This window comes from uncultured Bacteroides sp., assembly GCF_902472605.1.
In the GTDB taxonomy this organism is placed as follows: domain Bacteria; phylum Bacteroidota; class Bacteroidia; order Bacteroidales; family Bacteroidaceae; genus Phocaeicola.
This window is the reverse complement of the sequence record NZ_CABROP010000013.1, coordinates 12,671-23,954: the sequence shown is the minus strand read 5'-3', so window position 1 is coordinate 23,954 and position 11,284 is coordinate 12,671. Positions and strand designations below refer to the sequence as shown.

Annotated in this window: 10 protein-coding genes; 2 read left to right on the top strand and 8 right to left on the bottom strand. The window is 47.8% G+C overall.

Going from position 1 to position 11,284, the window contains the following annotated elements; translation table 11 throughout:
- Nucleotides 1-32 precede the first annotated feature (32 nt).
- Together RDP42_RS04635 and RDP42_RS04630 are read left to right on the top strand one after the other, a co-directional pair.
- Nucleotides 33-1,019, top strand: a complete 987-nt coding sequence (locus RDP42_RS04635; protein ID WP_308762731.1) for a GSCFA domain-containing protein — start codon at nucleotides 33-35, stop codon at nucleotides 1,017-1,019.
- Nucleotides 995-3,460 carry a bifunctional UDP-N-acetylmuramoyl-tripeptide:D-alanyl-D-alanine ligase/alanine racemase gene (locus RDP42_RS04630; protein ID WP_308762730.1) on the top strand — a complete coding sequence of 822 codons (2,466 nt, stop codon included), beginning with the start codon at nucleotides 995-997 and terminating at the stop codon, nucleotides 3,458-3,460. Before RDP42_RS04635 ends, RDP42_RS04630 begins: the two co-directional genes overlap by 25 nt.
- A 95-nt stretch (nucleotides 3,461-3,555) precedes the next feature.
- Here the strand turns inward: RDP42_RS04630 and RDP42_RS04625 are convergent, their stop codons facing one another.
- The 8 genes from RDP42_RS04625 to topA form a co-directional block, all read right to left on the bottom strand.
- Complete coding sequence (locus tag RDP42_RS04625; protein WP_204476067.1) at nucleotides 3,556-4,158, bottom strand: lysine exporter LysO family protein; 603 nt, start codon at nucleotides 4,156-4,158, stop codon at nucleotides 3,556-3,558.
- On the bottom strand, nucleotides 4,155-4,433 hold the full coding sequence (locus tag RDP42_RS04620) for a LysO family transporter (protein WP_308762729.1): 279 nt from the start codon (nucleotides 4,431-4,433) through the stop codon (nucleotides 4,155-4,157). Before RDP42_RS04620 ends, RDP42_RS04625 begins: the two co-directional genes overlap by 4 nt.
- Before the next feature lie 235 nt (nucleotides 4,434-4,668).
- On the bottom strand, nucleotides 4,669-5,148 hold the full coding sequence (locus tag RDP42_RS04615) for a hypothetical protein (RefSeq protein WP_303915294.1): 480 nt from the start codon (nucleotides 5,146-5,148) through the stop codon (nucleotides 4,669-4,671).
- Nucleotides 5,138-5,647, bottom strand: a complete 510-nt coding sequence (locus RDP42_RS04610) for an RNA polymerase sigma factor (protein ID WP_204480174.1) — start codon at nucleotides 5,645-5,647, stop codon at nucleotides 5,138-5,140. Before RDP42_RS04610 ends, RDP42_RS04615 begins: the two co-directional genes overlap by 11 nt.
- Before the next feature lie 64 nt (nucleotides 5,648-5,711).
- The gene (argB, locus tag RDP42_RS04605) at nucleotides 5,712-6,485 is read right to left on the bottom strand and encodes an acetylglutamate kinase (RefSeq protein ID WP_308762728.1); all 774 of its coding nucleotides are present in this window, start codon (nucleotides 6,483-6,485) and stop codon (nucleotides 5,712-5,714) included.
- A gap of 15 nt (nucleotides 6,486-6,500) precedes the next feature.
- On the bottom strand, nucleotides 6,501-8,393 hold the full coding sequence (speA, locus tag RDP42_RS04600; protein ID WP_303915302.1) for a biosynthetic arginine decarboxylase: 1,893 nt from the start codon (nucleotides 8,391-8,393) through the stop codon (nucleotides 6,501-6,503).
- Nucleotides 8,394-8,424: 31 nt separating this feature from the next.
- The gene (locus RDP42_RS04595; RefSeq protein ID WP_308762727.1) at nucleotides 8,425-8,949 is read right to left on the bottom strand and encodes a shikimate kinase; all 525 of its coding nucleotides are present in this window, start codon (nucleotides 8,947-8,949) and stop codon (nucleotides 8,425-8,427) included.
- Entirely contained in the window at nucleotides 8,949-11,279 is a 2,331-nt protein-coding gene (topA, locus tag RDP42_RS04590) for a type I DNA topoisomerase (protein ID WP_308762726.1), read from the bottom strand. Before topA ends, RDP42_RS04595 begins: the two co-directional genes overlap by 1 nt.
- Between the last annotated feature and the right edge of the window lie 5 nt (nucleotides 11,280-11,284).

Sequence of the window (11,284 nt, the reverse complement as noted above, 5' to 3'; positions counted from 1 at the left end):
GTATTTACATTTGCAGTAAATTTTCTCTGATTATGGAATTTAGGACAAAAGTTGAACTGCCAGTCAAGGGCCCGAAGCTACATCATTCTGACAAATTGATGATTTGGGGTTCCTGCTTTTCCGAGCATATCGGTAATCTGCTGATGGAGAACAAATTCACCTGCGACATGAATCCTTTCGGAGTATTATACAATCCTCTGTCGATTGCCACTTCCATGCGATGCCTGCTGGAAGGAACTTGTTACGAGCCGAAGGATTTGCGCCATACAGACGGTACATGGTACAGCCTGATGCATCACAGCTGTTTTTCAGCTGCCTCACAGGAAGAATGCCTGGGAAAAATCAACGAACGCATCCGTAAAGGGCATGCGAATCTGCTACAAGCCGACTGGATACTCATCACCTGGGGATCCTCCTTCGTGTATACATGGAAAGAAAATGGAGCCATTGTAGGTAACTGCCACAAGTTGCCAGCCCGTCTCTTTGACAGGAGAATGGTCAGTGCGGAGGAAATTGCTGCTGCCTATATTCCCCTTCTCCAACAGCTTCACACACTCCGACCCAACCTGCAATGCCTGTTTACAGTCAGCCCGATCCGTCACCTCAAAGACGGACTTCACGGCAACCAGCTCAGCAAGGCCAATCTGTTACTGGCTACCGACAAAATCTGTCAGGAACTCGATTTCTGCCACTATTTTCCCTCCTATGAGATTATGATGGATGAACTGCGAGATTACCGTTTCTATGCCGACGACATGATGCATCCGTCTCCCCTCGCCATCCAATACATTTGGGAATGTTTCAGCAATTGTTGTTTCACTCCTTCCACCCTCTCTTTCCTGAAAGAATGGGAAAAGATACGACGTGGACTGGGCCACAAGCCTTTCAATCCCGAAACGGAAGCCTATCAAACCTTTTTAAGTCAAATACTGTTAAAGATAGAGGAGTTAAAAGAAAAATTACCGTACTTAGATGTTCAAAAGGAAATAAAGTCATGTCAAGCACAATTGAAGAAATAACTTCCATCTTGGGAGCTGAACGCAGAGGAAACACGCCCGCGACCATCGACTGGATCCTAACGGACAGTCGATCTTTGTGTTTTCCAGAAGAGACCCTGTTTTTTGCTTTGAAAACAAAACGTAACGACGGCCACAAGTACATCCCAGATCTCTATCAGAAAGGAGTACGCAATTTCGTCGTGAATGAAATACCTGAAACGGCTTCCTCTTACCAGGACGCCAATTTTCTGATTGTCCCCAACCCGTTGAAAGCCTTGCAGCGACTGGCTTCCAAGCATCGGGAACAGTTCCAGGTACCTGTCATCGGTATCACGGGAAGCAATGGAAAGACCGTCGTCAAAGAGTGGTTGTATCAGCTGCTCAGTCCTGACCGTGTCATTACCCGCTCTCCAAGAAGCTATAACTCACAGATTGGCGTGCCTCTGTCCGTATGGCTCATGAACGAACATACTGAATTGGGCATCTTTGAAGCCGGTATTTCTGAAATGGGTGAAATGGAAGCTCTGCGTCCCATCATCCAACCTACCATCGGCATTCTGACCAATATCGGCGGAGCACATCAGGAGAATTTCTCTTCCCTGCAGGAAAAGTGCATGGAAAAGCTGCAACTGTTTAAGGACTGCGATGTCATTGTGTACAACGGTGACAACGAACTCATTGCCAGCTGCGTGACCAAATCCTTGTTCACAGCCCGTGAAATTGCCTGGTCTACCAAAGATTCAGAACGTCCGCTCTTCATCGAGAAAATCTTGAAAGACGATACAGGCACTACCATCAAATACCGTTACCTGGGATTCTTCAAGGAATACCGCATTCCGTTCATCGACGATGCATCCATTGAGAACTCCCTCCATTGTTTGGCCGTAGCGCTCTACCTGATGGTTCCGCCCGAAGCCATCGCCGAACGCATGCTTCACCTGGAACCGGTAGCCATGCGCCTGGAAGTGAAAGAAGGGAAAAACGGTTGTACATTGATCAACGACAGTTACAATTCCGACTTTGCCTCTCTTGACATTGCACTGGATTTCATGATGCGACGTTCGGAAGACAAAGCCCGCAAGCGTACACTGATTCTTTCTGACATGCTGGAAAGCGGACAAACCAGCAAGTTACTCTACCGTCAAGTGGCCGACCTAGTACACAGCCGAAAAGTAGACCATATCATCGGAGTCGGAGAAGAGATTTCTGCGGCAGCCGGCCGGTTTGAAATTCAGAAAGATTTCTTTTTGAACACGGCTGAACTGTTGAACTCTGGTTTGCTCAATCAACTGCACAACGAAGACATCCTGATTAAAGGTGCCCGTGTGTTCCATTTCGATGACATTACCGACGCATTGGAGTTGAAAGTACACGAAACCATCCTTGAAATCAACCTGAATGCCTTGGTAGATAACTTGAACCACTACCGGAACAAATTGAAACCGGGAGTCAAGATGGTCTGCATGGTGAAAGCCTCCGCCTATGGAGCCGGTTCTTTTGAAATCGCCAAGACCTTGGAAGACCAACGAGTAGATTACTTGGCTGTAGCTGTAGCCGACGAAGGAGCCGACTTGCGAAAAGCAGGTATCAACAGCTCCATTATAATTATGAACCCGGAGATTACCGCCTTCAAAACCATGTTCGACTATCGCCTGGAACCGGAAGTATACAGCTTCCATCTGCTGGAAGAACTAATTAAGGCAGCCGAACGCGAAGGAGTGAGCAATTTCCCGATTCACATCAAGATTGATACCGGCATGCACCGCTTAGGATTTGCCCCAGAAGAGATGCCTCAGCTTGTACAACGCCTGCAAAAACAAAGTGCGGTCATCCCCCGGTCTGTATTCTCTCACCTGGTAGGAAGTGATGCAGAACGTTTCGATGCCTTTACCCGCCACCAGATAGAAACTTTCGAAGCAGCCTCAACCGAACTTCAACAAGGGTTCAAGCATAAAATCATCCGCCACATCTGTAACACGGCGGGTATTGAACGCTATCCGGGCGCACAATTCGACATGGTCCGTCTGGGAATCGGACTCTACGGCATTGACCCGTTTACCAATAAGATACTCCATAATGTCACCACCCTGAAGACCACTATTCTGCAAATCCACAATGTACCTGCTGACGACACCGTGGGTTACAGCCGGAAAGGTGTTCTGACACGCGATTCCCGTATCGCAGCGATTCCTATCGGATATGCCGACGGCCTGAACCGACACTTGGGCAACGGACATGGCTATTGCCTGGTCAACGGACAGAAAGCTCCTTACGTAGGAAACATCTGTATGGATGTGTGCATGATTGACGTGACAGACATCGACTGCAAGGAAGGTGACAAAGCCATTATCTTCGGCGACGATCTTCCGGTAACGGTACTCTCGGATATATTGGAAACAATTCCGTACGAAATCCTGACGAGCGTTTCCAGCCGTGTAAAGAGAGTATACTATCAAGACTGATTCTTCCGACTACATTGATAAAGAAAAAGACAGCCCCCGGCACGAAAAAAAATTTAATGCCGGGGGCTGTCTTTTTATCGATAACGGAGGCACTTCTATAAAGAACAAAAGAAAGTGACCAGAAACGGTACGCTGAAGTCGGTCACAAACCCATGAAAGATGGACACGATGACAAACTGCTGTCCGGAACAACGGGTAATGATGGGCAAAGTCGTATCCATCGTCGTGGCTCCTCCCGAGGAGATAGGTGCCAGATTGCCAAACCAGCGAACCAGCAAAGGAGCACCTAACAGCGTCATAATCTCACGAAAGATATTCGACAACAACGCCACCGTCCCCAATTCAGGTCCCTTATACTCGGTGATAAAAATACTGGATAACGAATAATAACCCATACCGGACCCCACTGCCATGCAATCGGCCATACTCCGGTGGGGCAGCAGCAAACTGACCAAGGCTGCGGCTGCTAACGTGCCCAAAATAGTGGCCACAGGCAAAAAAACCAGTCGCGGATTCAAGGCCCGGAAGTTCTTCAAAGTCTGCGGATCATTTCCGATGCTCAATCCCACACTGAACATCAAACCGCACAACGCATAGAAGCTGATGTCACTCTCCCCCACCTCGAAAGGAAGCAGATGAAAAGCTCCACACAAGGTTCCTAATACAAAAAAGCCTACAATAATCAAGCTTCCTTTCATACGCGTCTCCCTTTCCTCTTATACAGCCAATGCCACAATCCCCAAGCCAGGACACAACTTCCCAGCACACAAGCCAGGGCAATCATCAACGCTTCTCTTCCCAAGGTGGCCAACCCTTCCACAATCCGGCGGTTTCCGCCCACTTCGACTCCTAACAGGAACAAAAGTACCCAGATCAAGACGGTAATCACCCTACTAATCCAGGATAATCTCTGACGACGAAGCAGAAAGCCTATTGCCATTCCACCGAACATGAAACCTATTACTGTAAACATGTAGTAACCTTATTCAAAATCTGATGCAAAAATAGCGAAAAAAGAATATTCCCCTCTTTCCCCATCGGAAGTTTCCGGACCAGCTCCAAACAAAAAAGGATTACTGCTCACGCGGTAATCCTTTTTTATCTAGTTAGTAGATTAATTTTGAGAGAATTGAAACTTCACAGCCTCATTGTTGTTTTAAGTTCTAATAAGCACTAACTATATTTATATAAAAGCAAATGAAAATGTTCTATCTGTTATTGTTCTCCTCCAGCCGGGGCTTGGGAGAAGTTTCTTTCATCAAGGTTCTCAACGAATCACCTTCATAGGCAACCTGAGGGTCTCCCTGACGATTCTCGTATTGGTCGTATACATAAACGATGCCTGAAGTATCTCCGTCACCTGCCGCATGTTTTACCACACCACCCAGCGTGAAGAGCAGAATCATCATGGCTGCAGCCTTAAACAACGGCATAAAGCGCGTATACAGCGTCAGTCGTTTGGCCTTTACCACCGGGCGTTCAATTTCTGCCAGTACACGCTGATCAAAATCTTCACCCAGCTTCATCTCGCCTGCTGCCTCCTGATAAGTAAACAAAGAACGGTAACGGCGCAAATGAGCAGGAAGCTCTTTCTGCTGAAAGAAAATCCGTAGAATCTGTTCTTCCTCTACAGAAGTTTCACAGTTCCAATAGCGTTCCAGAAGTTGTTCAATGTACTTATAGTCCATAATCGTTTATTTCACTATATTTTAACTTGATGCGCTGGCGAGCTCTGAAAAGGTTTACTTTCACTTGCTCTTCTGTAATGTCCAGCACCTCCGCAATTTCTTTATAACTCTTACCTTCAATATCCCTGAGCTGTACAATGGTCCGTTGCTTCTCAGGAAGTTCATTTATCAGCCTATGCACCAGCCGGAACTGTTCATCCCGTTCCATTTGGCTTTCAGGAGTCAATGCATCCGGCATTTCTTGCGTTTCAGGAGTCAGTTCCAGATTCTGAGCTTCTTTTTTCTGACTCCGGTCAATGGCCAGATTGCGGACAACGGTCAGACAATAGGCTTCTACCGATTCCAGCTGCGCCCATTCATCGCGTTTGTTCCACACTTTAATCAGTGCATCCTGAACAATGTCTTCCGCCTCAGCCCGGTCAAACGTAATACGCAGGGCTAATCTGAAAAGCTTGTCCTTCAGCGGTAGGATATCGTCACGAAAACTGATCTCTTGCATTGCTTTCTATAATAATGACGGGTGAGTTTCATAAAAGTTACACCCACCCGTCGATTTTTTTTAATTATTTTCTGATAATGGTTCCAGCGTCCTTATGAATGGCTGATGCTAAGGTAATTACAACCTGCGAAACTCCGGCGTCCAAGGCCGAAAAAGAATTTTCCAGCTTCGGAATCATGCCTCCTTGTATCACACCTTCGTCCACGTAACGCTTGAACAAGTCGGGAGTTAGCACCGGAATCACGCTGTCGTCGTCATTCTCGTCGCGCAGCACGCCTTTCTTTTCAAAACAGTAGACCAGTGTCACCTCAAAGAATTCGGCCAAGGCCTTTGCCGTTTCTCCGGCAATGGTATCAGCATTCGTGTTCAGCAGGTTGCCGTGACCGTCGTGCGTCAATGGAGCCATGACAGGCACAATCTGCCGATGAATCAAATCGGTCAAAGCGGCTCCATCCACCTTTTCCACATCGCCTACATAACCGTAGTCGATATCCTTTACCGGACGCTTCACGGAACGGATGACGTTCATATCGGCTCCCGTCAATCCGACGGCATTCACGCCCCTTGCCTGCAAACCGGCCACGATATTCTTGTTGACCAAGCCTCCGTAGACCATGGTCACCACTTTCAAGGTATCGGCATCGGTAATGCGCCGGCCATTCACCATCCGGCTCTCAATGCCCAGTTGGGCGGCAATACGGGTAGCCGAACGGCCTCCTCCGTGCACCAGTACCTTATAACCGGGCATGGAAGAAAAATCGTTCAACAGCTGATTCAATGTGTCAGGCTCTTCTACGATTTTCCCTCCGACCTTTATGACTGTCAGTTTCTCTTTCATAGCTTATCTCCTATTTTACTCCAAATAAGTATATCCGTACAATCCGGAACGGTAGTTGGCCAGGAATTCCTTTCCTTCTTCCAAAGAAATACGTCCTTCCTTCACCGACTTGGTCACCCAAGTTTCCAGTGTACGAACCAGTTTTTTCGGGTTATACTGCACATAATCGAGTACCTCGGCCACAGTTTCGCCATCAATCACCTGATCAATGCTGTAGCCCTTGTCGTCCACACTCACGTGTACGGCATTGGTATCACCAAACAAATTGTGCATATCGCCCAGGATTTCCTGATAAGCTCCTACCAGGAAAACCCCTATATAATAAGATTCCTTCGCCTTGATGGTATGTACCGGCAAATCGTGCGCCACATTCCGGCTGGTCACGAAGTTGGCAATCTTTCCATCCGAGTCGCAAGTGATGTCCTGCAATGTAGCCGTACGGTCGGGACGTTCGTCCAGACGCTGAATCGGCATGATTGGGAAAATCTGGTCGATGGCCCAGGAATCCGGCAATGACTGGAACAGTGAGAAGTTGCAGAAATACTTGTCGGCCAGCAATTTGTCCAAGTTGCGGAATTCATCCGGGGCATGTTTCAGGTTCGAAGCTATCTGGTTGATTTCACGTGTCACCGACCAGTACATCCGTTCAATCTGCGCCCGTGTCTTCAAGTCGACGATACCGTGACTGAACAAATCGAGCGATTCCTCCCGGATTTGCTGCGCATCGTGCCAAGCCTCCAACATCCGGCTCTGACTCAGGTTATCCCAAATCTGATAAAGTTCCTGCACCAGTTCATGATCGTCTTTGCTCACCACAAAATCCTCATCCATGGAAGGCAGAGAAGCCGTTTCCAGCACCTCAAAAATCAAGACGGAATGATGGGCCGTGAGCGAACGTCCGCTCTCCGTGATGATGTTCGGATGCGGGATGTTGTTCTTGTTGCTGGCATCCACCATGATGGAGATTGAGTCGTTCACATATTCCTGAATGGAATAGTTCACACTGCTCTCGCTGTTGGAAGAACGGGTACCGTCATAATCCACTCCCAGTCCACCACCAATATCCACAAATTCTACCGGATAACCTAACTGATGCAGCTGCACGTAGAACTGTGAAGCCTCGCGCAATGCAGTCTTTATGCGGCGTATTTTAGTCACCTGACTGCCAATATGGAAATGAATCAGTTTCAGGCAGTCCCGTAAATCCTTTTTCTCCAAGAAATCGAGGGCTTCCAGCAGTTCACTGGAAGTCAAGCCAAACTTGCTGGCATCGCCTCCACTTTCTTCCCACTTTCCGCTTCCCGAAGAAGCCAGTTTAATCCGGATTCCGATATTCGGACGCACATTCAGCTGCTTGGCCATCTTGGCAATGAGCCTCAGTTCATTCAGCTTTTCTACTACCAGAAAAATCCGTTTGCCCATCTTCTGCGCCAGCAGCGCCAGTTCAATATAACTTTCGTCCTTATAGCCATTACAGATAATCAGTGAATCCGAATCCGTGTTGATGGCAATTACGGCGTGAAGCTCCGGCTTGGAACCGGCCTCCAGTCCCAGATTGAACTTCTTTCCATGACTGATAATCTCCTCCACTACCGGTCTCATCTGGTTTACCTTGATCGGATAAATGATGAAATTTTCGGCCTGATAGCCATATTCTTCGGAAGCCTGATGAAAACAATTGGATATTTTCTCAATCCGATTGTCCAGGATATCCGGGAAACGTACCAGCATGGGCGCTGTCACGTCCCTGAGCTGCAATTCATCTACCAGTTCTTTCAAATCGACGGCTACCCCGTCTTTGCGTGGAGTGACTACCACATGACCCTTTTCATTGATACCAAAGTATGAAACGCCCCACCCCGTAATGTTGTAGAGCTCTTCAGAGTCTTCAATACGCCATTTTCTCATTTCACTACATAAAGTCTAGATTTATACTTCTTTAATTTATCAATTTCTTCAAGCGGTCTACCGCCTTGTCAATCTGTTCGTAACTTTCCAGTTCCTCCGCATTGAAACGCCATTTCGCCTTCGTGTAATAAGGCAGTCTTTTTTCCAAGGCGGAAGTGATGGTCTGCATCAGCTCTTCGTCCGTTTTGTTCGCCAACAAGGGACGCTTGGCCTTTGCTATCTTTAAACGACGGAACAGTACCTCCGGACATACATCCAGAAATACTGTCTCGCCTGTATGATTCATATAATCTATGTTATCGAAAAAACAAGGAGTTCCTCCCCCGCATGCAATCAGCACGTTTTCAAACTCTCCGGCCTCATGGAGCATCCGCTGTTCCAGCAGGCGGAAGCCTTCTTCTCCCCTTTCCGCAAACAAGTCGGAAATGGACTTGTGCATACGCTCCTCAATATACCAGTCAAGGTCGACAAACTGTAGTCCGGTAGCCGCACTGTAAGCTTTTCCCAGTGTGGTCTTTCCCGAACCCATATAGCCAATCAAGAAAACTCTTTTCATTATTTTTTCTTTGCTTTTGCTCCTTTCATTTTCCGCGTTTCCGCCTTCTGGTTTTGCAGTTCAATCACCTTGAAACAAGCCTCCAGATTCAGGTCGGCTGGATTCACGTTGTTTGGAATCTTATAGTTTTTCTTCTGATATGCAATGTAAGGACCGTAACGGCCGTTCAGAATCTGCATGTCCGGATTGTCCGGGAACTGCTTGATAATCTTCTGGGCCTCTTGTTCCTTCTTTTCCCGCAACATCTGCTCTGCTTCCTCAAAGGTCACCGCCATGGGATCCTTGTCCTTCGGAATAGACACAAACTCGTTGCCGTGGCGTACATAAGGACCAAAACGGCCTACTCCTACCGAAACGGCCTGCCCGTCAAGTTCCCCTAAGGTACGAGGCAGTTTGAACAAGTCGAGCGCTTCTTCCAAAGTGATGGTTTCCAAGGAATGTCCCTTGTTCAACTGGGCAAATCTCGGTTTTTCTTCGTCTTCGGAAGACCCAATCTGTACCACCGGTCCAAAACGGCCGATTTTTACAGAAACCGGTTTCCCGGTCTTCGGGTCTGTACCTAACATACGTTCACCCACTTTATGTTCGGTCTTCGTGGCCAGTGTAGTTTCTACCAGCGGATGGAAATTCTCATAAAAAACTTCCATCAGGTCGGTCCATTTCTTTTCACCTTCGGCTACTTCATCAAACTCTTTCTCCACGCTGGCCGTGAAGTTATAATCCATAATCTTCGGGAAATACTGCATCAGGAAGTCATTGACCACACAACCTACATCGGTCGGAATCAACTTGGACTTTTCGCTTCCGCTCATTTCTGTCTGCACGGTTTCCTTCACGTCCTTTCCTTTCAGTCTCAACAAGGAATATTCCCGTTTCACACCTTCCTTATTGCCTTTCTCCACATAACCTCTTTGCTGGATTGTGGAAATGGTCGGGGCATACGTAGACGGACGTCCAATGCCCAGTTCCTCCAACTTACGCACCAGACTGGCTTCTGTATAGCGTGCCGGAGCCTGGCTGAATCGCTGTACGGCCGAGATTTCTTCACGTTGCAGGTTCTCGCCCACCTCCATTTTCGGCAGCCCGGTAGAATCCTCCTGTTCGGTTTCTTCATCAAAAGATTCCTTATACACTTTCAGGAAACCGTCGAACACAACGACTTCACCCACTGCCTGAAACTCATCGTCACAGGTGCTTATGGAGATGGTAGCCGTGGTTTTCTCCAGTTCCGCATCGGCCATCTGAGAAGCCAGCGTACGTTTCCAAATCAGTTCATACAGACGTACCTCCTGCGAAGTACCCTCAATGGATTCATTCGACATATACGTCGGACGGATGGCTTCGTGGGCCTCCTGTGCTCCTTTTGTCTTGGTGGCATATTGCCGTGTGTGCACATAACGTTCGCCCATCATGGACAGAATCGCATCACGGCTGGTAGACAGTGCCAGTTCAGAAAGGTTCACTGAGTCAGTACGCATATAAGTAATCAATCCGCTTTCATACAGACGCTGCGCCAGCATCATGGTCTGCGCTACCGTATAGCCTAATTTCCGGGCTGCTTCCTGCTGAAGCGTAGAGGTGGTGAAAGGAGGAGCCGGCGATTTCTTCACCGGACGGGTAATGATATCTTTGATGGTGAAATCAGCATCCTTGCACTTTTCAAGGAACTGGCGGGCTTCTTCTTTTGTCTTGAAGCGACGTCCCAGCGTCGCACGGATAATGGCCCCTTCTGCATCCTTGAACACAGCGACCACTTTGTAAGAAGCCTCACTGGTAAATGCATTGATTTCACGTTCACGTTCCACAATCAGGCGTACAGCCACCGACTGTACACGGCCGGCCGAAAGCGCCGGCTTGATTTTCCGCCACAGTACAGGAGATAATTCAAAACCTACAATACGGTCGAGTACCCGTCGTGCCTGCTGCGCGTTGACCAAATCAATATTGATGTCCCGAGGGTGTTCTATTGCCTTCAGGATAGCTGTCTTTGTGATTTCGTGGAATACAATACGTCGCGTTTTCTTCGGATCCAGTTTCAACACCTCAAACAAGTGCCAGGAAATAGCCTCTCCCTCCCGGTCCTCATCGGATGCCAGCCATACCATATCGGCCTTGGCCGCTTCCTCTTTCAATTCGGACACCAGTTTCTTCTTATCTTCCGGTATTTCGTAAATCGGTTTGAAATGATCTTTTATGTCGATACTAAACGCCTTCTGTTTCAGGTCGCGGATATGTCCGTAACTTGACATAACTTTATAACCCTCCCCCAAAAACTTTTCGATTGTCTTAGCTTTTGCCGGAGACTCCACTATGACCAGGTTATTTTGCATGATAT

What these genes read in the sequence shown, in the direction of transcription:
- RDP42_RS04630 (WP_308762730.1), top strand. Translation starts at nt 995, where the DNA reads ATGTCAAGCACAATTGAAGAAATAACTTCCATCTTGGGAGCTGAACGC.
- RDP42_RS04595 (WP_308762727.1), bottom strand. Translation starts at nt 8,949, where the DNA reads ATGAAAAGAGTTTTCTTGATTGGCTATATGGGTTCGGGAAAGACCACA.
- RDP42_RS04610 (WP_204480174.1), bottom strand. Translation starts at nt 5,647, where the DNA reads ATGCAAGAGATCAGTTTTCGTGACGATATCCTACCGCTGAAGGACAAG.
- speA (WP_303915302.1), bottom strand. Translation starts at nt 8,393, where the DNA reads ATGAGAAAATGGCGTATTGAAGACTCTGAAGAGCTCTACAACATTACG.
- RDP42_RS04620 (WP_308762729.1), bottom strand. Translation starts at nt 4,433, where the DNA reads ATGTTTACAGTAATAGGTTTCATGTTCGGTGGAATGGCAATAGGCTTT.
- argB (WP_308762728.1), bottom strand. Translation starts at nt 6,485, where the DNA reads ATGAAAGAGAAACTGACAGTCATAAAGGTCGGAGGGAAAATCGTAGAA.
- topA (WP_308762726.1), bottom strand. Translation starts at nt 11,279, where the DNA reads ATGCAAAATAACCTGGTCATAGTGGAGTCTCCGGCAAAAGCTAAGACA.
- RDP42_RS04625 (WP_204476067.1), bottom strand. Translation starts at nt 4,158, where the DNA reads ATGAAAGGAAGCTTGATTATTGTAGGCTTTTTTGTATTAGGAACCTTG.
- RDP42_RS04635 (WP_308762731.1), top strand. Translation starts at nt 33, where the DNA reads ATGGAATTTAGGACAAAAGTTGAACTGCCAGTCAAGGGCCCGAAGCTA.
- RDP42_RS04615 (WP_303915294.1), bottom strand. Translation starts at nt 5,148, where the DNA reads ATGGACTATAAGTACATTGAACAACTTCTGGAACGCTATTGGAACTGT.